The sequence below is a fragment of the Streptomyces spiroverticillatus genome (assembly GCA_014650415.1).
GTDB lineage: Bacteria > Actinomycetota > Actinomycetes > Streptomycetales > Streptomycetaceae > Streptomyces > Streptomyces spiroverticillatus.
This window is the reverse complement of record BMUX01000002.1, coordinates 55,986-81,291: the sequence shown is the minus strand read 5'-3', so window position 1 is coordinate 81,291 and position 25,306 is coordinate 55,986. Positions and strand designations below refer to the sequence as shown.

The window sequence follows — 25,306 nt, the reverse complement described above, 5'->3', positions numbered from 1 at the left end:
TTAAAGTCCCTCAGACCGATGCGGCCGGGCGGGCCGGGTCGGGGGTGGGGGAGTGGAGGGTGGTCTTCAGGTCACCGGTGGTCGAGTGGGTCTCGGCCGGGAAGGCACCGGCCGGCGGCGGGGTGACCGCGGCGATGGCGGTGGTGACGACACCGGCGGGCTCGGCGGCCGGAACCGGGGCGGCTGCGAAGTCGAGGTCGTCGGCCGTGACGTTGGTGTGGTCGACCGGCTTGCGGCGGGAGGCCATCCAGATCGCCCCGGATCCCGCGACCAGCAGGATCGCGACGGCGGTGACGCCCCACGTGCCCTGACCGGTGAGGAACTCGGCGGCGGCGGCGACCGCACCGGCGGCCGGCAGCGTCAGACCCCAGGCGACGAACATCCGGGTCGCGGTCGACCAGCGGACCACGCCGCCCTTGGGCGCGAGGCCCGAGCCCATCACGGAGCCGGAGCAGACCTGCGTGGTGGAGAGGGAGAAGCCGAGGTGCGAGGAGGCCAGGATGACCGTCGCGGCGCCGGTCTGGGCGGCGAAGCCCTGCGGCGGCTTGAGGTCGGTGAGGCCCTTGCCCATGGTGCGGATGATGCGCCAGCCGCCGAGGTAGGTGCCGAGCGCGATGGCGACACCGGCCGAGACGATGACCCACATCGGGGGGTTGGCACCCGGGGCCAGCACGTTGCCGGTGACCAGGGCCAGGGTGATGACACCCATGGTCTTCTGCGCGTCGTTGGTGCCGTGCGCGAGGGAGACCAGACCGGCGGAGGCGATCTGGCCCGCCCGGTAGCCCTTGGCGGTCGCCTTCTCGTCGGTCTTGGACGCGAGCTTGAAGGTGAGCTTCGTGGCGAGGTAGGCGGCGATGCCGGCGACGATCGGCGCGGCGATCGCGGGCAGCAGCACCTTGGTGATGACGACGCTGCCGTTGACGCCGGAGGCGCCCACCGACATCAGGGTGGCGCCGATGAGGCCGCCGAAGAGTGCGTGGGAGGAACTGGACGGCAGGCCGATCAGCCAGGTGAACAGGTTCCAGAGGATGGCGCCGACCAGCGCCGCGAAGATCACTTCTGTCGTGATGCCGCTTTCGTTGATCAGCCCTCCGGAGATCGTCTTGGCGACCTCCACGGAGAGGAAAGCACCAACGAGGTTCAGCACGGCGGACATGGCCACCGCCGTCTTGGGCTTGAGTGCGCCGGTCGAGATGGTGGTCGCCATCGCGTTGGCAGTGTCGTGGAAACCGTTCGTGAAATCGAACACGAGAGCGGTCACGATCACGATTCCGAGAAGGAGCGTGATGTGTTCCATTTACCCAGGCAATCGTTTGAGGTCAGTGGCCGTTGGAACGTAAGCAACCTGAGTGAACGGAAGATGAACTGGGCGGGGCATCCCGGTGACCCGAAACGCCGCACCGCCGTTCCGCTTTTCACCGGAACGGCGGTGCAGCCCTAGGGGCGGCGGGGAACGGAAGGGGTCGTCAACGGCGGGTGAAGGCGCTCAGCCTGCCGTGCGAACCGTTGAAGAGATTCTGGTCACCCGGAAGTGAGCCGCGCGCGTTGTTGAACTGCCAGATCGTCCAGTACGACCAGCCCGCGGGCAGCGGACCCGGCGAGTCGTTGTAGCGCGCCAGCCACAGGGCGTGGTTCCGGCCGAAGGCGGTGCTGCGGCCGGTGCAGTCGTTCCACCAGAGGGTGGTCGTGTAGATCACCGGGCGGCGGCCCGTCCTGCGGCGCACCTCGTCGCTGAAGGACTTGATCCAGGTGCGCATCTGGGCCGGCTTCAGGCCGTAGCACTTGTTCTTCTTGTTGATCTTCTTGTACGGGTTGTTCTCCAGGTCGACGGCGGGCGGCAGGGTCTTCCCGTCGTTCCGCCATCCCCCTCCGTTGCGTACGAAGAAGGCGGCCTGGGCCCTGCCGGATGACTGGTGGGGCAGGGCGAAGTGGTACGCCCCGCGCTTGATGCCCGCCTTGCGGGAGCCGTTGTACTGCTGGGCGAAGTAGGGGTTGCGGTAGGTGTGGGACTCGGTCGCCTTGACGTGGACGAAGGTGGCCCCCTGCTGCTTGGCCTTCTTCCAGTCCACGTTCTTCTGGTGGCCGGACACGTCGTGGCCGCGCGGCTGGCCGGCGGCCTCCGCGGGGCCGGTCAGCAGGACGGTCGTGCCCAGGGTGAGGGCGGCGGTGGCGGCGGCGGTGGCTGAGAGGGCGCGGATGCGGACGTGCCGGAGCGACGGTTTGTGATCACGGGCCATGATTCCCCCCGGAATGGCTACGTGCATGACAAATCTGGGCAGAGGTTACTGGAAGATCGGGAAAAGCCGGTCGATCTCCGGCCAATCCGACGGCGGGCGGGAGCGCGCCCTTACGGACCCCGGGCCTCCGGGCTACAGTGCCGCGCCGCTGCTGGCAGGATGCGCAGCATGGCGACGACTCGGGTGACGGACGCGGTGGCGGCGGCGTGGCGGGAGCTGGTGGACACGGCCCGCAGGTCGGTCGCCGACGGGCTGGTCGTCGGCACCTCGGGGAACGTCTCCGTGCGCGTCGGGGAGGACCTCGTCCTGGTCACCCCGAGCGGAGTGCCCTACGACCGGCTCACCCCCGACGACGTGACCGGCGTCGACCCCTCGGGCCGCCGGGTGCTCGGGGGCCTCGCCCCCACCAGCGAGCTGCCCCTGCACCTCGCGGTGTACGCCGACACCGACGCCCGCGCGATCGTGCACACCCACGCGGTGCACGCCACCGCCGTCTCGACCCTCGTGGACCGGCTGCCCCTGGTGCACTACATGGCGGCGGCCCTGGGGGGCCAGATACGGACGGCGGCCTATGCGACGTACGGGACGAAGGAGTTGGCCGAGAACGTCCGCCTCGCCCTGCGCGACCGCACCGGCTGCCTGCTCCGCAACCACGGGACCCTCACTTACGGAGCCACCCTCTCCCAGGCCTACGACCGCACGGCCCAGCTGGAGTGGATGTGCCGCGTCTGGCTCACCGCCTCCTCCGTGCCCGGCCTGTCCCCCTCCCTCCTCTCCGAGACCGAGCTCGCCGCCGCCGCCGACCGCCTCCGCGGCTACGGCCAACCGGGCTGACCCACCGAAGGTCCCCGAGGGGACCCCGCCCACTGGCAGCCCGGGCCGGGCGTACGGACACTGGGACAGTGCACCCGGCCAAAGCAACGGCAGCAGCCGTCACCACACTCATAGGCCTCGGCGCGGCAGCGGTCGCCGCCGCCCGGTATGCCGGCGACGCGGCGCTCAAGGCGCCCCCCGGCCGGCCCCTCCCCGGCGACCCCCGCGTGACCGTGCACGCCACGGCCCCCGGACAGGTCACCCTGACCAGGGGGCTCGCCACGCTCAGGCCGGGGGTGTACGGCCTGGAGGGCGACGGCGTGCACGCCGTGGTCGGCCCCGTCCTGGAGGCCGCCCCGCACGAGCCCGACACCGTGGTGCGCCGCCTGGAACGGGTCACCCGGGGCTCCCTGGAACCCGGTGCCCGCCTCCACCTCACCCCGAACGTCCACAGCGGCGACCCCGGCACCGCACTGGGCCTCGACTTCCGCCACGTCGACGTCATGGGCGAGCTCGGCTCCCTGCCCGCCTGGTTCGTCCCCGGCGCCAGAGCCACCACCTGGGTGATCACCGTGCACGGCCTCGGCGCCACCCGCGAGCACCCGCTGAACGTCATGGAGTTCCTGCACCGCTTCCGCCTGCCGGTGCTCGACCTCGCCTATCGGGGCGACCCGGGCGCACCCCGCTCCCCGGACGGACTCGGCCACCTCGGCGACTCCGAGTGGCGCGACCTCGACGCCGCGATCCGGCACGCCGTCCGCGAGGGCGCGCAGCGGATCATCCTGTACGGCTGGTCCACCGGCGGCGCCATGGCCCTGCACGCCGCCACCTCCTCGGCCCTGCGCCACCACATCGCCGGACTGGTGCTCGATTCGCCGGTGCTGGACTGGGAGGCGACGGTGCGCGCCCTGGCCACCGCCCGCCGCACCCCCGCGGCCCTCCTTCCGCTTGCCGTCCGGGCCGCCCAGGGCAGCACCGGACCGCACGGCGACCGGCTCCGCGAGGCCGCCGACCCGGACGGCCTGCGGGTCCCGGCGCTGATCCTGCACGGCCCCGGCGACACCGTCGCCCCCTGGGGCCCGTCCCGCGCCCTCGCCGACGCCCGCCCCGACCTGGTCACCCTGCACACCGTGCGGGACGCCTCCCACGCCGCCATGTGGAACGCCGACCCGGCCGCCTACGAAGAGGCCCTGCGCCGCTTCCTCACCCCCCTCGTCTGACCCCGCAGGGCCCCGCCGGACGCGTCCACGTAGCAGATTTCACGACGCCGCGTGGGCGGTGAGGAGGATTCCGTTTGGGCTTTCGGGCACTCAGCGGAGACACTGCTGCACGTGACGTCCCGTACACCGCGCGACTCCAGGCTCCGACTTGTCCGCCCGCGACCCCTCGCCACAGCCCGACGGGCCGTGACGAACCGGCGTACCCGCCCGGCAACCCGCCCCCCCGAGGGAACCCCCGCCCAGGCGGAACTGGCCCGTCACGCACGGGAAGTGCTCGCCGACGCCACCCGCGTGGCGCGCTGGGCCGACACCGAGCGCGCCCGCGGCGCCGCTCCCCGCCCCGGCCAGGCCGGACGCCTGTCCGACGTCTCCGCCGAACGCGCCGCCGAGGCACTGCGCCTGACCGAGACTCAGGTCCGGGCCGGCTGGGACCGGGCCCGCCTCGCCGGTCTCGTCGAGATCCACGGCAGCAACGCCCGCCCCGGCTGGCGGCTGCGTGCCTGGGACCGCGACGACGCCGCCGTGCTGCGCGGCTGGGTCGCCCTCTTCGACGCCTGGTCGATCGTCCACCCCGCGCCGAAGGACATCGCGCCCGTCACCGTCGCGGAAGTCGTCGAGTCCGTACCCCAGGTGCTCTCCCTCCTTCAGCTCTCCGCCGGACCCGTCCTGGTCCCGGCCCTCCTGGACCTGCTGGAGCAGCGCGTCGCCGAACTGCACGAGGAACGCTGCGAGGTCCCGCCCCACCTGCACGGCATCCCCGCCCAGTCCACGAACCACTCGGTGCCCGTACCCCTCTCCCTCCTCCTCGACTGGGCCCTCGAAGGGCTCGCCTCCGTCGGCGCCCTCACCCTCGGCGAGGGCCAGGCCACCCTGACCCCGCTCGGCAGCTGGGCCGTCTGGGTCAAGCTGGAGCAGATCTGCGTCGCCGCGCAGAGCCCCGCCGGGAACATCGAGCAGTCCGCCGACGCCATGCTCAGCGGCTGCGCCCGTCTCACCCCCGGCCCCGCCCGCGCCGAGTACCGGGCCTGGCTCGCCGCCCGCACGGTCGGCACCGCCGTCCTGGAACTCCTCGAAGTGGCCCGCGGCGAGGACGCCCTCCTGCGCGGCCTCGCCTTCGAGGCGCTCCGTGTCGTCGGCGCCCCCGCCGAGGCCGAGGTCCGCGCCGCCGCCGAAGAGGTCGCCCTGCGGCCGTACGCCCTGCTCTGGCTGGCCGAGCACGAGGGCGACGACCCCGAGGACGCCCACGACCGGCTCACCCGCGAGGAGTCCACCTGGCTCTGGGTGGACACCGCCGCGGCCGTCGCCGACCACGGCGAGAGCGAACTGCTGGTCCGCCACCTGGAATCGGCGGTCCAGGGCACCGTCCCCGCCCTGCTCGACGAGGTCCGCGCCGTCGGACACCCGCGCACCGTGCAGGTCCTGGTCGCGCTCGCCGCCGCCCACCCCGACCCGGCCCTCGCGAAGGCCGTGCGCCGGGCGGCGTTCCAGGTGCACACCGGCGGCGCGTAGCCGACGCGAGGCCGGCCGGCGGGCTTCCCGTCAGCCGGCCGACACCCCCGGTACGTACGTCCCGAAGGACCACACGTTGCCCTCGTGGTCGCGGGCCATGTAGTCCCGGGAGCCGTGGTCCTGGTCGGTGGGCGGCATCAGGATCTCCACCCCGAACTCCTCGGCCCGCTTGTGGTGCGCGTCGGTGTCGCCCACCACGACGTACACACCGGTCGGACCGGCGTCCGCCATCAGCTGTGCGAACTGCCCGGCCCGGCCCTTGCTGCCGAGCATCACCGCGCCGTTTCCGTACGCCAGCTCCGCGTGCTCGATCAGGCCGCCCTCGCCCTCGAACACGGCGATCTCGGTGAAGCCGAAGCCCTCCGTCAGGAGCTTGATCGCCGCCTTCGCGTCCCTGTACAGGAAGGTCGGATACATGGTCGGTGTGCTGCTCATCCTGTCCACCCTCACTCGCTCGTCCGCCTGCGTCCGGGCCACTTCTGTGACCCACGACACAGTCTGGCAGGGGGGTCTGACAATCGGCCCTGACCAGCGCGAATGCCGCCAAGCATGACTTAGCGGAAGGTGTTGCACTGCCCCATGTCGCCCGTGCGGAACCCGTTGTAGAACCACTGCTGCCGCTGCGCCGCCGACCCGTGCGTCCAGCTCTCCGGCGTCACCCGGCCCTGGAACTTCTCCTGGATCCGGTCGTCGCCGACCGCCGCCGCCGCGTCCAGACCGTCCCGGATGTCGACGTCGGTGAGCTTCGTGATCAGCGGCTTCCCGGACTTCTCGTCGGGCGTACGGGTCGCGTGGTGCGCCCACACGCCGGCGTAGCAGTCGGCCTGGAGCTCGACGCGGACCGCGTTGCTGTTCGCGCCCTGGCGGCCGTCCTGCGAGCGGGCCAGGGTGCCCATCGTGTTCTGGATGTGGTGCCCGTACTCGTGCGCCACCACGTACGCCTGCGCGAACGGCCCGCCGCTGGAGCCGAACTTGGTGCGCAGCTCGTCGAAGAAGCCCAGGTCCAGATAGACCTGCCGGTCGCCGGGGCAGTAGAACGGGCCGACCGCCGAGGAGGCCGTGCCGCAGGCCGTGGGCACCCGGTGCGAGAAGAACACCGTCTTCGCGTCGCCGTACCTGGCCCCCCGGCGCGCGAACTCCGCCCGCCAGAAGTCCTGCACGCTGTTGACCACGCCCAGGATCCGGCAGTCCTCCTTGGTGTTCGCGTCCCGCCCCGTCTTGCAGCCCGTCTGCACCTGCGCCTGCGCGGACACCGAGCCGCCGGGCTGCTGCTCGCCGGAGGACAGCCCCAGCTGGTCCGGGCCCACCCCGAACAGCACGCCCATGATCAGGGCGATGAAACCGACGATGCCTCCGCCGATCGTGGCCTTTCCGCCGGGAATGCGACTGCCGCGCACGTCCCGGACCTCCGAGCTGTCCAGATTGGCGTCGTCGTCGAACTGCACGGGGCCACACCACCCTCTGCTTGTGCTGCCTGGACCGGCCGCCGCCGTGACGGGCCGCTGCCTGACCGGTTCTCGTCCCGACCGGCCCGGTGACGGCACTCCGCCACCTTGCGCCGAGTATCAGCCCATTCATCCCCTTCTGCCCTTTCGCGTGGGCCGCCGGAGCACCGCCGAACGGGGGACCACCGTCCCCTCGCTCCGTCGTGTCGCCGTCGGAGCGGGCTCCGCCCCGCCGCCCGCGCCGATACGTTCTGAGCCAAGCCGGGCCCACCCCCGGGGCACCGCCGCACAAGGGGGAACCCGCCACCCATGACCGACCCCGGACAGAGCCCCGACCGCCGCCCCGCGAGTCCCGCCCCCATCCCGCTGCTGCGGATCGCCCGCCTGCGCACCCGCCGCCGCCTCGCCCGTCTGGCCGCCGCCCTGCGCACCCGCCCCGCCCGGCTGCTGCTGCCCGTCCTCGCCGCCCTCCTGGCCGTGCCCCTGCTCACCGCCGCCCACCAGACCCGCCCCGCCCCCTACGGCGACCGCCTCGTCGCACCGGAAGGGCCCCGGCCCGCCCCCGACCCGGCCGTACGCATCCGGGGCGCCCAGATCCAGGCGTACGACACGCACTCCGGACGCACCCGCTGGACGTACACCCGCACGGGTCACACCCCCCTGACCGTGCACGCGGTGCCCGGCCACCTCTTCGCCCTGTGGAGCGACGGACTGGTCACCGACACCGTGCGCGGCGACGGGCACGCCGTCCGCTGGCACCGGGCCATCCCCGCCTTCGACGGCCGCCCCGCCGGAGTCCTCCAGCCGCTGGACCCGGCCGCCGAGATGCTGGCGGTGCTCACCCCGCACCACATCGCGGCGTACCGCACCGTCGACGGCGACCTGCGCTGGGTGCTCCCCGCCAAGCCCGGCTGCCGGTTCGTCCCCGCCCGCACCGCCCGCCGGGGGCACGTCCTGCTCGTGGCGCAGCCCTGTGGAGGGGCGGCGGCCTGGACCGAGCAGATCGTGCCCGTCGACGCGCTGGGTCGCATGGCTCCAGGCCGCAACCCCCTCGGCAACGGCCGCACCGCCCACGACCAGGACCGCGGCACACCCGACCCCGGGGGCCGCAGGGAATCCGCCCCGGGCCCGCGCGATTGACCCCCGTGAGCCCCGAACGAGCCCCCGAAAAGAGCTTGCGAACGCCCGTTAGACTGGGCCGTATGGCACCTCTCCTTGCGCATTAGCGGCGTCGAAGTAAAGAGCCCGCCCGTCCGACCTTCCGCCGTCACACCCCGCACAGGAGTTTTTCCGTGATCACCGCCTCCGGCATCGAGCTGCGCGCCGGCGCCCGCATCCTCATCGAGAACGCGTCCTTCCGCATCGCCAAGGGCGACCGCATCGGCCTCGTCGGCCGCAACGGCGCGGGCAAGACCACCCTCACCAAGTGCCTCGCAGGTGAGGGCAACCCGGCCGGCGGCACCATCACCCGCTCCGGCGAGGTCGGCTACCTCCCGCAGGACCCCCGCACCGGCGACCTGGACGTCCTGGCCAAGGACCGCATCCTCTCCGCCCGCGAGCTGGACTCCGTACTGCGCAAGATGCGCGAGAACGAGCAGAAGATGTCCACCGGGCAGGGCGCCACCCGCGAAAAGGCGATGAAGAAGTACGAGCGCCTGGAGACGGAGTTCCTCACCAAGGGCGGGTACGCCGCCGAGGCCGAGGCCGCCACCATCGCCGCCGCGCTGGGCCTGCCCGACCGTGTGCTCGGCCAGCCGCTGCACACCCTCTCCGGCGGTCAGCGCCGTCGCGTGGAGCTGGCCCGCATCCTCTTCTCGGACGCCGACACCCTGCTCCTCGACGAGCCCACGAACCACCTCGACGCGGACTCCATCGTCTGGCTGCGCGACTACCTGAAGACCTACCGCGGCGGCTTCATCGTGATCTCCCACGACGTCGAGCTGGTCGAGACGGTCGTCAACAAGGTTTTCTACCTGGACGCCAACCGCGCCCAGATCGACGTCTACAACATGGGCTGGAAGCTCTACCAGCAGCAGCGCGAGGCCGACGAGAAGCGCCGCAAGCGCGAGCGCCAGAACGCCGAGAAGAAGGCCGCGGCCCTCAACTCGCAGGCCGACAAGATGCGCGCCAAGGCCACCAAGACCGTCGCCGCGCAGAACATGGCCAAGCGCGCCGAGCGCCTGCTCTCCGGCCTGGAGGCCGTCCGCGTCTCCGACAAGGTCGCCAAGCTGCGCTTCCCCGAGCCCGCGCCCTGCGGCAAGACCCCGCTGATGGCGGAGGGCCTGTCCAAGTCGTACGGCTCGCTGGAGATCTTCACCGACGTCGACCTGGCCGTCGACAAGGGCTCCCGCGTCGTCATCCTCGGCCTCAACGGCGCGGGCAAGACGACCCTGCTGCGCCTGCTCGCGGGCGCCGAGAAGCCCGACACCGGACAGGTCATCGAGGGCCACGGCCTGAAGATGGGCTACTACGCCCAGGAGCACGAGACGCTCGACCCGGACCGCACGGTCCTGGAGAACATGCGCTCCTCCGCCCCCGACCTGGACCTGGTCGAGGTGCGCAAGACCCTCGGCTCCTTCCTCTTCTCCGGCGACGACGTCGACAAGCCGGCCGGGGTCCTCTCCGGCGGCGAGAAGACCCGTCTGGCGCTGGCGACCCTGGTGGTCTCCTCCGCCAACGTCCTGCTCCTCGACGAGCCCACCAACAACCTCGACCCCGCCAGCCGCGAGGAGATCCTCGGCGCGCTGCGCACCTACAAGGGCGCGGTCATCCTCGTCACCCACGACGAGGGCGCCGTCCACGCGCTGGAGCCGGAGCGGATCATCCTGCTCCCCGACGGCGTCGAGGACCTGTGGGGCCCCGACTACGCGGACCTCGTGGCACTGGCCTGACCTGCACGGGGCCGGCCGGGAGACAGACGTGGCACTGGCATAGTCCGGCGTCAAAGGCCCTGGCAGCGGGCCCGGTCTGATCCACTCCGGCTGGATCATTCGGCCTACGCGTGATCCTTCATCTGAGTGAGTGCCTCTCGTACCCCGGCGCGCCCCCTGGCAACCGAAGGCCCGCCCCGCACCGGGGCGGGCCTTCGTCGTGCCACTGATCGTTTTGCGGCGCTGACCTGGACATTCCCGAGAGTCACCGGATTCCGGTATGGCGAACGACACGCGGAATTCCGTATTCCGCCGCCGGTCGTCACTTCCTCCACGGCGAACCTTGTTGTACGGACCTTGCCGAATGGGTGGCCAGGAACGCGGGGAGGGGTGATCATGAGAAGTCCAGAGCGCACTTCCTTGAGGAGGCACGGGTGGCCGAGACTCTGAAGAAGGGCAGCCGGGTTACCGGCGCCGCGCGCGACAAGCTCGCGGCAGACCTGAAGAAGAAGTACGACTCCGGTGCGAGCATCCGGGCGTTGGCCGAAGAGACCGGCCGCTCCTACGGATTCGTGCACCGGATGCTGAGTGAGTCCGGAGTGACGCTGCGGGGACGCGGCGGAGCGACACGCGGCAAGAAGGCCACGGCCTGACCGTCGTAGCCCGCTCGTACGGGGCCGGTGGTCGGCCGGGTTCTCCGGGTGGTTACTGTGCAGTCACTTAACAGGTGACGGCACCGTACCGACCCCGGAGGCACCCCATGGCTTCTCACGACCTCGTACTCGACAAAGACGGCGTGCAACTCACCGTCGAGGACGCCGTAGCCACGGTGACCCTGGCCAACCCGGCCAAGCGCAACGCCCAATCTCCCGCTCTGTGGCGGGCGTTGACGGAGGCCGGGAGGGCGTTGCCCGGGACCGTCCGGGTGGTCGTGCTGCGCGGAGAGGGCAAATCCTTCTCCGCCGGCCTCGACCGGCAGGCGTTCGCCCCGGAGGGCTTCGACGGTGAGCCGTCCTTCCTCGACCTCGCGCGGGGTTCCGACGCGGACCTCGACGCGGAGATCGCGCGCTACCAGGAGGCTTTCACCTGGTGGCGCCGTCCCGACATCATCAGCATCGCCGCGGTCCAGGGCCATGCGATCGGTGCCGGGTTCCAGCTCGCCCTCGCCTGCGACCTGCGGGTCGCCGCCGAGGACGTGCAGTTCGCCATGCGCGAGACCAGTCTCGGCCTGGTGCCCGACCTGACCGGGACCCACCCCCTGGTGGGCCTCGTCGGGTACGCCCGCGCGCTCGAAATCTGCGCCACGGGCCGCTTCGTGCACGCGGCGGAGGCCGAGCGCACGGGCCTCGCCAACCTCGTCGTGCCGAACGACGAACTCGACGGCGCGGTACGGGACTTGACCGCCGCGCTGCTGGCCGCGCCCCGGGACGCCACGGTGGAGACCAAGGCGCTGCTCCAGGGTGCTTCGGGGCGTTCGTACGAGGACCAGCGCACCGCGGAGCGCGCGGCGCAGGCCCGCCGCCTGCGGGACCTGGCGGGGCTCTCCGACTAGCCCTGTACTAGCGCTGTACTAGTCCTGACCTAGGCATGGACCTCGGTGACCAGCACGGTCACCGAGGGCTGCCCCGGCACCGCGTCCGCCACGGCGGCGCGGACCTCCCGGGCGACGTCCAGCGCGCGGCGCTCCCCGCTCACGGCCACCTCCACCCGGACGTGGCCCGCGGGGGGCGCCGCGTCGTCGTGGTGCACCGGCGCACCGAGCACCTCGGTCAGGCGCAGCACCCCGGGCACGGCGGTGGCGGCGTGTGCGGCGGAAGCCTCGGGGGAGCCCGGTAGCCCGGGTGGAGCAGCCGGGGCAGCCTTTTCTTCGCGTACGTCCGTCACGTTGCCGGGCGCGTCCGGCGCGCTGCCCCGCCCCGCCTCCCCGAGCAGCCCGGTCACCCGCAGGTCCACGTCCGTCACCGCCAGGCCCAGACGTTGACGCGCCGCATCCGTCAGGGCGCTGCGCAGCCGCCGGGCGGTGTCCGGGATCGGCTGCGCCGCCGAGGCCTCGAACTCGGCCTCCACCCGCAGCGGCCCCTGCGGCAGCGCCCCCGGAGGCGGCGGCACCGCCGGTGCGGGCGGCGGGGCGTCCGGGGCGGCGAGCCCCACCCGGAGGGTTCCGAGCGCCACGCCCCCGACCCCTTCGGCGGCACGGCGCAGGACGGTGTCGGCCGCGCGTTCCGTGAGCCAGGAACCGTCCTCGGGCGGGCCGAGCGGGAGCAGCCGCCCCACGCCCAGGCGCCTGCGCACGGCCTGCGCCCAACCGCCTCCGGACGCTGCGGGTGCTGTGACTTCCACGGGGTCTGCCACGGGGTCTGTCATGGGTCCAGCCTGCCGCATCGCAGGCGCGACATCGGGCAGGCGGACTTAGTGTGGCAACGGAGTCCAGGAGCGCGTACCCCCCGGAAAGGGACGAACGGCGATGGCTGACACCGAAGAGCGCAGCATCAGGCCAGGCGGACTGGAAAAGGAACTCCCCTCCAGTGCCTCCAGGGCCAACACCCCCCAGCGCGGCGGCGGTGACCCGGCGACCCGGGGCCGCACCACGATCGCCGACGGCGTCGTCGAGAAGATCGCCGGACTCGCGGCCCGCGACGTGGTGGGCGTGCACGCGATGGGCGGCGGCTTCTCCCGCACCTTCGGCGCGGTCCGCGACCGGGTGCCAGGCGGCAGTGCGAAGTCGGTCAGCCGGGGTGTGAAGGCCGAGGTCGGCGAGGTGCAGACAGCCCTCGACCTGGACATCGTGGTCGAGTACGGCGTCTCCATCGCGGACGTGGCCAAGGCGGTGCGGGAGAACGTGATCGCGGCGGTCGAGCGGATGACGGGCCTCGAAGTGGTCGAGGTCAACATCGCGGTCGGCGATGTGAAGCTCCCCGACGAGGAAGAGGACGAGCCGGAACAGCGGCTCCAGTGAACGCGCGCGGTGGCACGACACCGGGGGAGACCCCTCCGTACGCAGCGATCCTTTGCGGGGCGATCCCGCACGTGGCAGTTCCGTACACGGCAGTGAGGACGGTCCGATGAGTTGGTCCCTGGTCGGCCTGGCGGTCGGCATCGCACTCGGCTTCGCCGGGTACTTCGGCGGGTTCGGCGCGTTCGTGGTGGTCGCGGCGCTGGGGCTGATCGGCCTCATGGTGGGCCGCTACCTCGACGGCGACCTGGACCCGGGCGACTTCCTGCGCCCGCGCGACCGGGGCCGCGACCACGACGACCGCCCGCGGACCAGGCCCCGGCCGCGGTGACGCGGACGGCGGCCGCCCCGGTGGCCGGAGCGATTCCCGCCGCCGAGCGCGGTGCGACCCGGATCGCCGACCGGGTCGTCGCGAAGATCGCCGCACGGGCCGCGCGGGAGGCGCTCGCGGAGCCGCCGGAAGAAGGCAGGGAGCCGCACGCCACCGTCGACGTACGGGACGGGTCGGCCCGGGTGCGGATCGGCATGGAGCTGACGTACCCCTCGGACATCGGTGCCCAGTGCGCCTCGGTGCGTCGTCAAGTGGCAAGCAGGGTAGGCGAGTTGGCGGGCATGACGGTGTCCGAGGTGACCGTGCTGGTCGAGCGGCTGCACCGGGTGGCCCCGGAGAGCGGGAGGATGCGGTGAGCGAGCACGTACCCACGCTGGAGGCCGAACGCGAACCGGCCGTACGGCGTGCCCCGGCGGACCGCGCCCGCTTCTGGTCCGCGCGACGCGTCCCGGCGGCGCTGGCGGCGACGGTCCTGCTGGCAGGCGCGGGCCTCCTCCTCTACGACGTCATCGCGGTACGTTCCGGACGCCCCGGGATGCGCTGGCGGCGCGAACTCGCCGCCGCCCTCGCCGAGCGCCCGCTGGGCGAGGTGTGGGTGCAGGTCGGCGCGGGTCTGGCGGTGGCGCTGGGCCTGTGGCTGGTGGTGCTGGCGGTGACGCCGGGGCTGCGCGCGCTGCTGCCCATGCGGGGCGACGGTCAGGTGCGGGCAGGGCTCCACCGGGGTGCGGCGGCGCTGGTGCTGCGCGAGCGGGCGATGGAGGTGCCGGGGGTGCAGGCGGCGCGGGTGCGGGTGGGCCGGGGGCGGGTGACCGTGCGCGCGGTCTCGCACTTCCGCGAACTGGAGGACGTACGCGAGGACTTGGGCGAGGCGATGCGGGCTGGTGTGACGGACCTGGGCCTCGTCCGCGAACCGTCCGTCGCGGTGAAGGTGGAACGGGGGTGAGCCAGGCATGCGCAACCCGGTGAACAGGGTGCTGCTGGGCCTGACCGGCCTGGCCCTCATCGCCCTCGGCGGCACGGCGCTGGCGGCGGGCCTCGGGGCCTCCGTCCCCTCCTGGTGGCTCTTCTCGGGCCGGGACGACGTGCTGCTGAGCGCGGCGGAGCGGACCAGGTGGCGGGACGAGGGCTGGTGGTGGCCGGCGGTGGTCGCGAGCCTGGCGGTGGTGGCGGTGCTGGGGCTGTGGTGGCTGCTGGTCCAGCTCCGGGGCAAACGGCTGGGTACGGTCCGGGTGGGCGACCCGGAGTCCTCCGTCCTCCTCCGCGGCCGGGCCCTCGAACGGGTCCTCGGCGAGGAGGTCGAGTCGGTCCCCGGCGTGGACCGGGCGACGGTCTCCCTGATGGGCCGTCAGGATGCACCCCGTGCCCGCATCACCCTCACCCTGACTCCGTCGTCGACCCCGTCGGGGGTGCTGACGGAGGTCACGGAGTCCGCCCTGACGCGGGCGGGCACCTCCATCGGCACCCCGCGCCTGCCGGCCCTGGTCCGCCTCCGTGCCCACGGCCGAACCCACCGGGTGCGGTAGGCCCGGAAGGCATGCCATCAGGGGCGCGGGGAACTGCGCGACCAGCCACGACGCACCCGCACGGGACCGAAACCCCTCCACGCCCCGCACGGGACCCCCTCAGAACCCCAGCCGGGACCCCCCGTCCACCGGAAGCATGATCCCGGTCAGGTACGACGCCGCCGGCGACAGCATGAACGCCGTCGTCCGCCCGAACTCCTCCGGCGTCCCGTACCTCCGCAGCGGAATGCGGGCCGAGTGCGCCTCCCGTACCGCATCGGGGTCGGAGGCCAGTGAGTCCAGGTACCGCACCCGGTCCGTGTCGATCCGCGCCGGAAGCAGCCCGATCACCCGGATGCCCCGCGGCCCGACCTCCCCGGCGAGGGTCTTCGCGAACCCGGCCAGCCCCGGCCGCAGGCCGTTGGAGATGGTGAGCCCCGGAATCGGCTCGTGCACGGACGCCGACAGCACGAGGCCGATGACACCGCCCTCGCCCAGCTCCGCCGCGGCCGTCCGGGCCAGCCGGACCGCCCCGAGGAACACCGACTCGAAGGCGTCCCGCCACTGCTCGTCGGTGTTGTCGGCGGTGCCGCCCGCAGCCGGACCGCCCACGCTGATCAGAATCCCGTCGAACCCGCCGAAGCGCGCCCGCGCCTGTGCGATCAGCCGCTCCGCCGTCGCGGGGTCCGCGTTGTCCGCCGCGAACGCCACCGCGTTCGGGCCGAGTTCGCCGGCGGCGTCCGCCAGGGCCTTCTCGTCGCGGGCCGTGAGGACGACCTTCGCCCCGTCGGCCACCAGTTCCTTCGCCGCCGCGAAGCCGAGCCCCCGGCTCGCACCCGTGACGACGTACACCCGGTCCTTCAGTCCAAGATCCATGGCCCTATCCTGCACCTTCCTCGGCCCGCGCCTCCTCCTGGGCCTCTTCCCTGGCCAGGGCCTGCGCCGTGCCGACCAGCCCGATGTGGCTGAACGCCTGCGGGAAGTTGCCGAGCTGCCGCCCGGCCGCCGGGTCGTACTCCTCGGCCAGCAGCCCGACGTCGTTGCACAGCCCGAGCAGCCGCTCGAACAGCTCCCGCGCCTCCTTGACCCGCCCGGTCAGCAGCAGCGCGTCCGCCAGCCAGAACGAGCAGACCAGGAACACGCCCTCGCCGCCCGGCAGCCCGTCGACCCGGTTGCTCCCCGCCGTGTCGCCCTCGTCGGTGCTGTAGCGGCGGACGAAGCCGCCGTCCCGGGCGAGTTCGGCGCGTACGGCCTCCACCGTCCCCACCACCCGGGGGTCGTCCGGCGGCAGGAAGCCCACCTGGGGGATGAGCAGCGTCGCGGCGTCGAGCTCCGCCGATCCGTAGGACTGGGTGAAGGTGTTGCGCTCGGGGTCGTACCCCTTCTCGCAGACCTCCCGGTGCACCTCGTCGCGCATCGTCCGCCAGCGCGCCGCGTCCCCCGGAAGTGAAGGGTCCGCCTCCAGGGTCCGTACCGCCCGGTCGGCGGCCACCCACGCCATGACCTTGGAGTGCACGAAGTGGCGGCGCTGCCCGCGCACCTCCCACAGCCCGTCGTCGGGCTCGCGCCACATCGTCTCCAGGAACCCCAGCAGGCTGAGCTGGAGCTTCCAGGCGTGCGGCTTGGGCGCGAGCCCGGCCTCTTGGGCGACGTACAACGAGTCGATGACCTCGCCGTACACGTCCAGTTGCAACTGCTCGGCGGCGTCGTTGCCGATCCGTACCGGCGCGGAGTTCTCGTACCCGCGCAGCCACGGAAGCTCCAGTTCCGGCAGTCGGCGCTCGCCCGAGATGCCGTACATGATCTTCAGGTCCGCGGGGTCCCCGGCGACCGCCCGCAGCAGCCAGTCCCGCCACTGCGCGGCCTCGTCCAGGTATCCGGCGGACAGCAGCGCGCCCAGCGTCAGGGTGGAGTCGCGCAGCCAGCAGTAGCGGTAGTCCCAGTTGCGTACGCCGCCGAGCTCCTCCGGCAGCGAGGTCGTGGGCGCGGCGACGATGCCGCCGGTCGGCGCGTAGGTGAGGGCCTTGAGGGTGATGAGGGAGCGCAGGACGGCGTCCCGGTGCGGGCCGTCGTAGGTGCACTTCGCCGCCCACTCCTCCCAGTCCTGAAGGCTCTGCGCCAGGGACTCGTACGGATCGATCAGCTTGGGCCTCGACTCGTGCGAGGGATGCCAGGTCATCACGAACGCGACCTGCTCGCCGGGCTTCACGGAGAAGGAGGAGCGGGTGCTGTACTGCTGCCCCCAGGTCTTCACCCGAGGCCCCTCGCCCTCCGTGCCGTCCGCCGGGCGCGACACGTCCCGCAGCCAGATCGCGTCGGGGCCCGCGACCGCCACCCGGTGCCCGTCGGTGCGCCGCACCCACGGCACGATGTGCCCGTAGTCGAAGCGCAGCCGCAGCGTGGAGTGCACGGTGACCTCGCCGGACAGGCCCTCCACGATGCGTACGACATCGGGGGCCTGGTCGCGCTGCGGCATGAAGTCGGTGACCTTGACGCTGCCGGAGCGGGTCTCCCACAGGGTCTGAAGGACCAGCGAGTCGCCCATGTACGACCGCGAGGCACAGGTGCGCGCACCCTCAGGGGCCAGCCGCCAGTGCCCGTTCTCCTGATCGCCGAGCAGCGCCGCGAAACACGCGGCGGAGTCGAAGCGGGGCAGGCAGAGCCAGTCGAGGGAACCGTCGCGGCCGACCAGGGCCGCGGTCTGGAGGTCCCCGATGAGCGCGTAGTCCTCGATGCGTTGGGTCACGCAGGGCGTGTTCCCGGCGGAAGACGGCGCCAATCCGTCAGGTCGGTCACCTGTTCACACTGGCCACAGGGCGCGCACCGGCGCTGGTGACAACTGCGCGCACCGGCGCTGGTGGCAACTGCGAGCACCAGCCCCGGTGTCAGGCGGAGGCCGTCGCGGACTTCTCCGCCTCGGCCGCCTCCTCGGCGTCCTGCGCCGCCCCGGCCGCCGCCGCCGCGTCCCGCTCGCGCTTCTCGCGTCGTACGAGGATGACCCAGCCGACCGGCACCGCCGCCACGAACAGCCACCACTGCACGGCGTACGCCATGTGCGGGCCGATCGAGTCGGAGTCGGGAGCGGCGATCACCTCGGGGCTGCCGCCGGGCGGAACCGGAGCGGTCAGCTCCAGATAGCCGCCGAGCACCGGGCGGCCCAGCAGCTTGGACTGCTGCTCGCTGTTGATCAGCATGACGTGCCGGGGCGGGAGGCCTTCGAGGTCCTTGATGCCGCTGCCGGACGTCGTCTCGTCGGCCTTGAGCCGGCCGGTGACCGTGACCTCGCCCCTGGGCGGGGCCGGAATGTGCGGGAACGCCTGCTGGTCGGTGGCGAAGGGCACCCAGCCCCGGTTGACCAGGACCGTGCCGCCGCCCTTGAGGTTCATCGGCGTCAGGACGTGGAAGCCGACCTGGTCGTCGGTGGAGGTGCGACGGCGTACGACGACCTCGTGCGCGGTGTCGAAGGTGCCGGTGGCGGTCGCCGTGCGCCAGAAGTCCTTGGTGGGGACCGTGTGCCCGGGGGAGGTCAGCTCGCCGACGGGCTTCGGCTTCGCCTTGAGGTTCCCGGAGATCAGCTGGTTCTGCGCGACCTTGTGCTCGTGGCGATGGAACTGCCAGAAGCCGAGCTCGACCATCACGGGCATGAGGACGAGCGCCAGGAGGGTGAGGATCACCCACTGCCGGGACAACAGGAAGCGGTACACGCTTTGACGGTACCTGGCGGGAGAAGTCCCCCGGTGGGCGGGTTGCCCGAGCCGGGGGACGGAAGGCTTCGGCGCCTACACCTTGTCGACGATGCCCACCTTCCCCTCCGCCCGGGAGCAGTGCGCACCGCAGTACCAGTGGCCCTCGACCTCGACGCCCTGGCCGATGATGCGGCACCGGCAGTGCTCGCAGATCGGGGCCATCCGGTGGATGGCGCAGGAGAAGCAGTCGAAGACGTGCACCGCACCCTGTGCGTGCACTTCGAAGGACATGCCGTAGTCGTTTCCGCAAACCTCGCATCGTGCCATGAGGCACAGGGTGCGGTGCGGGGCAGCGGTGGGCGTGCAGGGCACGCCCGTCCGTCACCCGTCCGCGCGCGCCGGAGCCACGTCCCGCAGCAGGTGCGTGTACGCGGCCTCGTCGACGACCGGGGTGCCGAAGGACTTCGCCTTGAGCGTCTTGGACGTCGCCGAGTCGGGGTCGTTGGTGACCAGCAGGCTCGTGAGCCGCGACACGCTCGTCGCCACGTGCAGCCCCGCCTCGACCGTACGGTCCTCCAGGAGGTCGCGGTCGACCGAGGTGTCGCCGGAGAACGCCACCCGCATCCCCTGCATCAGCGGCTTGTCCGCCTCGTAGCGCCCCGGGTTCGGGTACGGGCAGGCGGGCCGCTTCTTCGAGGGCCGCCAACTGCCCTGTCCGCCGCCGCCGCTGCCGCCGTACGAGGACTGGTAGCCGATCCGGGGCGCGGCGGGCGCGTCCGACCACTCGGTCAGCGGACGGCACTCGAGCAGCGGCAGTCGTACGTTGCCCTGCGCCGCCGCGTGCAGGCTCGGCCGGAACGCCTCCGCGAGCACGCGTGCGTCGTCCAGGGCATGGTGCGCGCGCTGCTGGACGACGCCGAAGTGGGCGGCCAGCGTGGCCAGCTTGTGGTTGGGCAGCGGCAGCGCCAGCTCCTTGGCGAGCGCGATCGTGCACAGCCGCTGGCGCACCGGGGCGGTGTGCCCGGCGCGTGCGTACTCCCGTGCCAGCATCGACCAGTCGAACATCGCGTTGTGCGCGACGAGGACCCGCCCGTCGAGCCGCTCGGACAGCTCGCCCGCGATCTCCGGGAAGAGCGGCGCGCTCTCCAGGACCTCGGTGGTCAGCCCGTGGATCCACGTCGGACCGGGATCCCGCTCGGGGTTGACCAGGGTGTACCAGTGGTCGACCACGTCGCCGTGCGCGTCGAGGCGGTAGACGGCGGCGGAGATTATCCGGTCGTCGCGGGAGAGACCGGTGGTCTCCACGTCGACGACCGCGTACCCCTTCGGGTAGGCGGTCGGCCAGGTTGCTGCCGCTGTGGTCTGGTCATCGAGCATGGTCACAGAGAATACGGGCCGCCACTGACAGTCCCCTATTCGCCCAGTACGGAGCGGGGTTCCGCCGCCGTACCCGCGACCCCGCCGGACGCCACCTCCGGCTGCTGAGGCCCGAGTTCCGCGACGAGGTCCCCGGCCGTGACCCGCGTCACGTCCTCGTGCCCGTCGACGGGTCCGGGGAAGAGCCGGTAGGCGGTGCCGCTCGCCTTCTCCGGCACGGGCTCCCCGTGCACCCGGGCCACCAGCACCCGCTTCCCGGCGAGCAGCCGCTCCAGGTCCGCCGACGTGCCGTACTCCTGCGGCACTTCGAGCGCGGCCAGGCGGGCGGCGAAGGCGGCGGCGCTCTCCCCGCTCCCGCGCCGGTACGTCCACAGCGCCCCCTCCCGGCGCACCACGGTCGCCTCCGGTGCGCGGGCCGCCGCGTGCCAGCGGGCGAGATCGCCCAGGGTCGTACGGCTGCCCGAGGCGAAGTAGGAGAGGAGGTCGCGGGTGATCCTGCCGAGGTCGGCGGTGTGCGAGGCGATGCTCTGGAAGCCCGCCGCGGGCGGCAGATGGAGGTCCGTCCACAGGGCTTCGCGGCGGTGCAGGTCGACCACCATGGGGACGCAGACCTGGGAGTCGCCCGCGAGGTCGAAGCGCTGGCGGACGGTGCGCGGGTCGTAGGAGGAGTCGCGGGGACGGCCGCCGTCGATCTCCATGAAGCCCGCGAAGGCGTCGGGCAGCTTCTCGAAGGGGATGTTGTTGAAGGAGAAGACGACGGGCAGGGCGTAGGCGATGCCCGCGTGCGCGAGCAGCGGCAGCTCCAGGTCGACGTACTCGGTCGCCCCGGCGGGCGCGGGCGCCGACGTCAGGTCCCCGGAGTGCACGGCCGCACCCCCGAGGTGGCGCAGCGCGGTGTAGTCGCACAGGCCCGCGAACGTCAGGTCGCTGCGGTAGAACGCCACCGACAGGTCGAGGTCCACCCGGGTGTCGGCGGGCTGCGTCCAGTGCAGGAACAGGCGCAGCACCTCGCCCGGCGGCAGCGGCTGGCGGCTGCCCCGGGGCACGGCCACCAGCGAGGCGGCGGACGCGTGCTCGGCGAACGGCACGTTGAGGTCCTCCAGCGCCTCGTCGAACAGGACGTGCTCGTACGGCTCCCGGGCGGCGAGCCGGCGCAGCACTTCGGCCTCCAGCAGGCCGCACACCCGCGCGGTGAGCGCGCCGGGCAGCGGAGCCCGGTCCTCCGGGATCGCGAAGGCGCGGGTGACCTCGCCGCGCGGGAAGAAGACGCGCCGTGCGCCGGGGCCGGACCGGTGGCGTATGCGCAGCGCGCCGTACGCGGACAGGAGTGCGCCGACCCCGGCGCGGGGGAGCGCGTGGGTGAGGGCCTCGGTGAGCGGGGCCGGGTCTCCGGTCGCGCCCTCGGCCTCGTACAGCCGCAGTACGTGATCGAGACGGCGCAGCAGCTCGCCCGGACGCTGACGCAACAGCCGGGTGGCGTGCGGGAGTTCGCGGGCGGCGAGGGCGACCTCGACCTGGCCGTTCCAGGTGACGGCCCGGATCCGCCCGTCCTCGACCGTCACCCACTGCGGGTGCTGCGCGGCGAGGTCGCGCAGTGCGGGGAAGGCGTACGCGTCGCTCTCGCGCAGGACCGCGAAGGCGAGGGCGGCCTTCGGGTGGCGTGCGTACTGCTCGTACGGGTGCAGGCGCTCGGCGGCGCGCTTCCAGGGGCCGGGGTGGCGGGACAGGTCCTCGATGAGGGAGCCCAGGTGCAGGCCGTCGAGCACGGCGAGGAGTTCGCGGCGCAGGGCGCGCGGCAGGCTGCGGAAGCGCGGGGGCTTGAGCACGGCGGCGTTGCCTCCGGAGTGCACGCACAGCAGGCGCAGCACGTCGGTGGCGGTGGTGAGCCGTTCGCGCAACTGCGCCCGTACGGCGTCGGCGGTGCGCGGCTCGCGCAGCAGGGTGCCCAGGACGAGGGCCTTGGTCTCCCGTACGGGAATGTCCTCGGGCAGCGCGGAGAGGCCGGCGGGCAGGACCGGGAGAAGGGCGGCCAGATCCGCGTACTCCTGCCCCGAGAGCGGGGTCTGGCGGCCCATCAGCCGCCGGGCCTCGACGGCCGACGCGGCAGCGAGGTCGGTGCCGAGGGAGAGCAGCCGCAGCTCCCCGGCGAAGGCGGCACGACGGGAGGTCGTGCGCGGCGCCGGTGCGACAGGGGTCAGGAACGGGTCGGCCGGGTCGAGACGGCGGTGGCAGATCGGGCAGGCGGAGTAGTCCGAGCCGTCCCAGCAGGTGCGGCAGACCAGGTGGGCGCACGGCGACACCGGATGCACCGTCGAGGAGGCCCCGCACAGGACGCAGCGCTGGCCGGGGGACTGGAGGAGCAGGGCGAACACCCGGTCCACGTAGAGCTGCCCGGAGTCCTTCGGGACGGTCAGCGGGAAGCGCTGGTAGAGCGGGGTGTGCGGGCGGTGCGAGCCCAGCAGCTCGTCGACGGCGGACAGCAGCGGGCGGCCCTCGCGGGCCAGGTCCAGATGGTCCAGGGCGGCGAACGCGGCGTGCAGGGGCGCGGTCAACGCATAGCCCCGGTCGAGGAGTTCCGCCTCCAGGACGACCAGCCGGGGCGCGGTGCGCGGGTCGGCCGCGGGGGCCGGGGCGGAGTCGAGGTGCACGGTCTGGGTGCGGCGGAGCAGCACGGACTGGGGTGAGGGCAAGGGGGCCTTCCGCGAAGGGGACACGGGCGCGCGCACCGGCGCGGCGACGTCTTGTGACGGGGGCGGAGAGTGGGCGCGCTACGGGATCAGGGTGAGTGAGAAGGAAGCGCGCGCGGAGCCGCCCCCGCGCCGCCGATCGTAGAGAGACCTCCGGGAGCCATCAACCGGTTTTTCCACCGGCTTCCGGGCCCTCAGCCGGCCGCCGCCCCCAGCAGCGCCCCCACCAGCGCCCGCACCGACACCACGAACACCCGCTCCGGGTCCGCCGGGCGGGCCAAGGCCCTCGCGAGGGCCGGGTCGTGCTCGGCGAGGTCGGGCGACCACAGATCGGCCTCGGCGGGGGACTGCACAGGGGAGCGCTCCCGGTTGCGTTCCACCAGGACGTGCCCCACCACCTGGAACTGCACCGCCCGCACCACCCCCGCCGCCCGCGCCCCCCGCAGCCCCGCCGCGTGCACCTCGTGCACCAGCGCCTGCTGCGCGGGCAGGAACATCCGCTCCGTCAGCCCGCGTTCGTGCACCATCGCGATCAGGTGCGGCCGGGCGCGCAGCTCGCGGCGCAGGGCGCGGGCCACCGACACGACCCGGTCGACGGGTGTGCGGCCGCGCGGCACCAGCGCGCCCATCTCCTGCACCGTCCGCTCCACGAGGGCGTCCAGGAGCGACTCCCGGTTGCCCACGTGCCAGTAGATCGACGTCACCGCCGTCCCCAGCTCGGCGGCCAGTTTGCGCATGGTCAGGTCCTGCGGGCCGTGCTGCACGACCAGCCGCGTGGCGGCGTCCAGCACGTCCTCGCGGGTGAGCTGCACTCTCGGCATGTCCCCCAACTTCCTTCGGTGCACGTCTCTTTACCCTTCATCGCTCCTCCTGTAACTGTGTTACAGCAGAACCGACCCGCGAACGGCACGACCGACGAAGGGTGGTACGGCAATGGCACGCGTACGGTACGGACCGCGCACCGAGGCGGAGATCGAGGCGGCGCGCACGAAGAGCTCGAAGCTCCCCGACATCTGGTCCACCGGTGTGGTGGCCGTCTGGGAGAGCGACCCCGACGCCGTGGCGGCCGTCCTGCCGCCACCCCTGAAGCCCACCGGACGGCCTCTGGTGCGCGCCAACATCAGCAAGGTCGACCTGCCCGGCTACCCGCTGGGCGCGGGCTCGGTGGCCGTCGCCGCCGAGTACAACGGGCGCGAGGGCTGGTACCCCCTGGTCATGCCGATGACCCACGAGCGCGCCCTGATCGGCGGCCGCGAGGTCTTCGGCGAGCCCAAGAAGCTCGGCGAGGTCACCGTCGAGCGCGACGGTCTCACCGTCCGCGCCGCCCTCGCCCGGCACGGCATCGCCTTCGTGGAGGTGCGCGGCGCGGTCTCCGGGCCGCTGCCGCTGCCGGAGCCGGTGGAGAAGGTGGACTTCTACTTCAAGTTCCTCCCCGCCGTCGACGGCCGCGGCTTCGACGCCGACCCGGTGCTCGTACAGTGCACCCGGCACGAGAAGGTCCGCAAGCTGGAGCAGATCACCGGCGACGTCGTGCTGCGCGAGTCGATGTACGACCCCGTCGCCGACCTCCCCGTGCGCCGCCTGGTCGAGATCACCCTCGGCGAGAAGACCAGCGACCAGAGCGGGAAGGTCGTGGACCGGGTGAGCGCGCAGGCCCTGCTGCCGTACATCCACCAGCGCTACGACGACCCGCAGCAGATCCTCGACGGCCCGCCGGAGGGGAGCGCCTGATGGAGCTGCGTCAGGGACAGGTCGCCGTCGTCACGGGTGCCGCGAGCGGCATCGGACTCGCGATGGCCCGGCGGTTCGCCGACGAGGGGCTCAAGGTCGTCCTCGCGGACGTCGAGGAGGGAGCCCTCGACAAGGCCGCCACGGAGTTGCGCGAGGGCGGTGCGCAGGTGCTGGCGCGCGTCGTCGACGTCAGTGAGCGCGATTCCGTACGGGAGTTGGCGGACGCCGCGTACGACGCCTTCGGCGCGGTGCACGTCCTGTGCAACAACGCCGGCGTCGGTTCCGGCGCCGAGGGCCGCATGTGGGAGCACGAGCCCAACGACTGGAAATGGGCGTTCTCCGTCAACGTCTGGGGCGTCTTCCACGGCGTCCAGGCCTTCGTGCCGCGCATGCTCGCGGGCGGCGAGCCCGGGCACGTGGTGAACACCTCCTCCGGCGACGGCGGCATCGCACCCCTGCCGACGGCTTCCGTGTACGCCGTCACCAAGGCGGCCGTGGTGACGATGACGGAGTCGCTGTACGCGCACCTGAAGGCGGAACAGGCACAGGTGGGCGCCTCCGTGCTGTTCCCGGGACCGCACATGCTGCGCACCGGGTTGTGGGAGTCGCACCGCAACCGTCCCCAGCGGTACGCCAAGGAGCGCCCGCGCAAGTCGCCCTACCGCAGCCTCGACCAGTGGGAGGCGGCGATGAAGGAGGCCGGGCACGAGATCGAGTTCACGCCGGTGGAGGAGGTCGCGGGCGTGGTCGTGGACGGGATCAGGGCGGACCGGTTCTGGATGCTCCCGGCGAGCGAGCACAGCGACCGGCAGATCCGGGCGCGGTCGCAGTCGATGCTGGACCGTGCCAATCCTTCGTACCTCGAAAAGTTCATCCTCGACTGACTCGACTGACTCGACTGGCTGACCCGGCTGTGACTGCTTCCGACCGGTTCCGCCTCCAGGA

26 protein-coding genes are annotated in these 25,306 nt (G+C 72.7%); 14 read left to right on the top strand and 12 right to left on the bottom strand.

Going from position 1 to position 25,306, the window contains the following annotated elements; all coding sequences use genetic code 11:
- Positions 1-10 precede the first annotated feature (10 nt).
- Positions 11-1,297, bottom strand: coding sequence for an inorganic phosphate transporter (locus IE269_RS04745; protein WP_189821472.1), 1,287 nt, complete (start codon positions 1,295-1,297; stop codon positions 11-13).
- Positions 1,298-1,466: 169 nt separating this feature from the next.
- On the bottom strand, positions 1,467-2,237 hold the full coding sequence (locus IE269_RS04740; protein ID WP_189821471.1) for a lysozyme: 771 nt from the start codon (positions 2,235-2,237) through the stop codon (positions 1,467-1,469).
- Between the two features lie 168 nt (positions 2,238-2,405).
- Between IE269_RS04740 and IE269_RS04735 the strand changes: the two genes are divergently transcribed.
- From IE269_RS04735 to IE269_RS04725, 3 genes are all read left to right on the top strand, one after another.
- Positions 2,406-3,071, top strand: coding sequence for a class II aldolase/adducin family protein (locus IE269_RS04735; protein ID WP_229897865.1), 666 nt, complete (start codon positions 2,406-2,408; stop codon positions 3,069-3,071).
- A gap of 68 nt (positions 3,072-3,139) precedes the next feature.
- Positions 3,140-4,270 (top strand): alpha/beta hydrolase, encoded by a 1,131-nt coding sequence (locus tag IE269_RS04730; RefSeq protein ID WP_189821469.1) that lies wholly within the window; start codon positions 3,140-3,142, stop codon positions 4,268-4,270.
- A gap of 111 nt (positions 4,271-4,381) precedes the next feature.
- Positions 4,382-5,779: a hypothetical protein gene (locus IE269_RS04725; protein ID WP_189821468.1), complete on the top strand. Its 1,398-nt coding sequence runs from the start codon at positions 4,382-4,384 to the stop codon at positions 5,777-5,779.
- A gap of 30 nt (positions 5,780-5,809) precedes the next feature.
- Here IE269_RS04725 and IE269_RS04720 read toward each other — a convergent pair whose 3' ends face one another.
- Both IE269_RS04720 and ypfJ read right to left on the bottom strand, forming a co-directional pair.
- Positions 5,810-6,214, bottom strand: a complete 405-nt coding sequence (locus IE269_RS04720; RefSeq protein WP_189821467.1) for a VOC family protein — start codon at positions 6,212-6,214, stop codon at positions 5,810-5,812.
- A 119-nt stretch (positions 6,215-6,333) separates the two neighbouring features.
- The gene (gene ypfJ, locus IE269_RS04715; protein ID WP_189821466.1) at positions 6,334-7,224 is read right to left on the bottom strand and encodes a KPN_02809 family neutral zinc metallopeptidase; all 891 of its coding nucleotides are present in this window, start codon (positions 7,222-7,224) and stop codon (positions 6,334-6,336) included.
- A 309-nt stretch (positions 7,225-7,533) separates the two neighbouring features.
- Here ypfJ and IE269_RS04710 point away from each other — a divergent pair, with 309 nt between their 5' ends.
- The 4 genes from IE269_RS04710 (at position 7,534) to IE269_RS04695 (ending at position 11,646) form a co-directional block, all read left to right on the top strand.
- A complete protein-coding gene (locus tag IE269_RS04710) occupies positions 7,534-8,364 on the top strand; it encodes a hypothetical protein (RefSeq protein WP_189821465.1) in 831 nt (276 codons plus the stop codon).
- 152 nt (positions 8,365-8,516) lie between these two features.
- Positions 8,517-10,115 carry an ABC-F family ATP-binding cassette domain-containing protein gene (locus IE269_RS04705; RefSeq protein WP_189821464.1) on the top strand — a complete coding sequence of 533 codons (1,599 nt, stop codon included), beginning with the start codon at positions 8,517-8,519 and terminating at the stop codon, positions 10,113-10,115.
- A 413-nt stretch (positions 10,116-10,528) separates the two neighbouring features.
- Complete coding sequence (locus tag IE269_RS04700) at positions 10,529-10,747, top strand: helix-turn-helix domain-containing protein (RefSeq protein WP_185035675.1); 219 nt, start codon at positions 10,529-10,531, stop codon at positions 10,745-10,747.
- A gap of 107 nt (positions 10,748-10,854) precedes the next feature.
- Positions 10,855-11,646, top strand: a complete 792-nt coding sequence (locus IE269_RS04695; protein ID WP_189821463.1) for an enoyl-CoA hydratase/isomerase family protein — start codon at positions 10,855-10,857, stop codon at positions 11,644-11,646.
- 29 nt (positions 11,647-11,675) lie between these two features.
- Here IE269_RS04695 and IE269_RS04690 read toward each other — a convergent pair whose 3' ends face one another.
- Complete coding sequence (locus tag IE269_RS04690; protein ID WP_189821462.1) at positions 11,676-12,458, bottom strand: nucleopolyhedrovirus P10 family protein; 783 nt, start codon at positions 12,456-12,458, stop codon at positions 11,676-11,678.
- A gap of 100 nt (positions 12,459-12,558) precedes the next feature.
- Here IE269_RS04690 and IE269_RS04685 point away from each other — a divergent pair, with 100 nt between their 5' ends.
- The 5 genes from IE269_RS04685 to amaP all read left to right on the top strand — a co-directional run bounded on the left by IE269_RS04685 (position 12,559) and on the right by amaP (position 14,901).
- Complete coding sequence (locus IE269_RS04685) at positions 12,559-13,050, top strand: Asp23/Gls24 family envelope stress response protein (protein ID WP_189821461.1); 492 nt, start codon at positions 12,559-12,561, stop codon at positions 13,048-13,050.
- Between the two features lie 106 nt (positions 13,051-13,156).
- Positions 13,157-13,378, top strand: a complete 222-nt coding sequence (locus tag IE269_RS04680) for a hypothetical protein (protein ID WP_189821460.1) — start codon at positions 13,157-13,159, stop codon at positions 13,376-13,378.
- Positions 13,375-13,734 carry an alkaline shock response membrane anchor protein AmaP gene (locus tag IE269_RS04675; RefSeq protein WP_229897866.1) on the top strand — a complete coding sequence of 120 codons (360 nt, stop codon included), beginning with the start codon at positions 13,375-13,377 and terminating at the stop codon, positions 13,732-13,734. The genes IE269_RS04680 and IE269_RS04675 overlap by 4 nt, the downstream gene beginning before the upstream one ends.
- Entirely contained in the window at positions 13,731-14,321 is a 591-nt protein-coding gene (locus tag IE269_RS04670; protein ID WP_189821459.1) for a DUF6286 domain-containing protein, read from the top strand. Before IE269_RS04675 ends, IE269_RS04670 begins: the two co-directional genes overlap by 4 nt.
- Positions 14,322-14,328: 7 nt before the next feature.
- Positions 14,329-14,901: an alkaline shock response membrane anchor protein AmaP gene (amaP, locus tag IE269_RS04665; RefSeq protein WP_189821458.1), complete on the top strand. Its 573-nt coding sequence runs from the start codon at positions 14,329-14,331 to the stop codon at positions 14,899-14,901.
- A 99-nt stretch (positions 14,902-15,000) separates the two neighbouring features.
- Here amaP and IE269_RS04660 read toward each other — a convergent pair whose 3' ends face one another.
- The 7 genes from IE269_RS04660 to IE269_RS04630 form a co-directional block, all read right to left on the bottom strand.
- Positions 15,001-15,756 (bottom strand): SDR family oxidoreductase, encoded by a 756-nt coding sequence (locus IE269_RS04660; protein WP_189821457.1) that lies wholly within the window; start codon positions 15,754-15,756, stop codon positions 15,001-15,003.
- Positions 15,757-15,760: 4 nt separating this feature from the next.
- Positions 15,761-17,626 (bottom strand): glycoside hydrolase family 15 protein, encoded by a 1,866-nt coding sequence (locus IE269_RS04655; protein WP_189821456.1) that lies wholly within the window; start codon positions 17,624-17,626, stop codon positions 15,761-15,763.
- A 139-nt stretch (positions 17,627-17,765) separates the two neighbouring features.
- Positions 17,766-18,584: an SURF1 family cytochrome oxidase biogenesis protein gene (locus tag IE269_RS04650; RefSeq protein ID WP_189821455.1), complete on the bottom strand. Its 819-nt coding sequence runs from the start codon at positions 18,582-18,584 to the stop codon at positions 17,766-17,768.
- Positions 18,585-18,659: 75 nt separating this feature from the next.
- Positions 18,660-18,893 carry a hypothetical protein gene (locus IE269_RS04645; protein ID WP_189821454.1) on the bottom strand — a complete coding sequence of 78 codons (234 nt, stop codon included), beginning with the start codon at positions 18,891-18,893 and terminating at the stop codon, positions 18,660-18,662.
- 54 nt (positions 18,894-18,947) lie between these two features.
- Entirely contained in the window at positions 18,948-19,949 is a 1,002-nt protein-coding gene (locus tag IE269_RS04640) for a DEDDh family exonuclease (RefSeq protein ID WP_189821453.1), read from the bottom strand.
- 29 nt (positions 19,950-19,978) lie between these two features.
- Positions 19,979-22,633 (bottom strand): MXAN_6230/SCO0854 family RING domain-containing protein, encoded by a 2,655-nt coding sequence (locus IE269_RS04635; protein ID WP_189821452.1) that lies wholly within the window; start codon positions 22,631-22,633, stop codon positions 19,979-19,981.
- 191 nt (positions 22,634-22,824) lie between these two features.
- Positions 22,825-23,451 (bottom strand): TetR/AcrR family transcriptional regulator, encoded by a 627-nt coding sequence (locus IE269_RS04630; RefSeq protein ID WP_189821451.1) that lies wholly within the window; start codon positions 23,449-23,451, stop codon positions 22,825-22,827.
- Positions 23,452-23,563: 112 nt separating this feature from the next.
- Here IE269_RS04630 and IE269_RS04625 point away from each other — a divergent pair, with 112 nt between their 5' ends.
- Together IE269_RS04625 and IE269_RS04620 are read left to right on the top strand one after the other, a co-directional pair.
- On the top strand, positions 23,564-24,361 hold the full coding sequence (locus tag IE269_RS04625; RefSeq protein ID WP_189821450.1) for an acetoacetate decarboxylase family protein: 798 nt from the start codon (positions 23,564-23,566) through the stop codon (positions 24,359-24,361).
- Positions 24,361-25,245 (top strand): SDR family oxidoreductase, encoded by an 885-nt coding sequence (locus IE269_RS04620; protein WP_189821449.1) that lies wholly within the window; start codon positions 24,361-24,363, stop codon positions 25,243-25,245. Before IE269_RS04625 ends, IE269_RS04620 begins: the two co-directional genes overlap by 1 nt.
- The last annotated feature ends 61 nt before the right edge of the window (positions 25,246-25,306 follow it).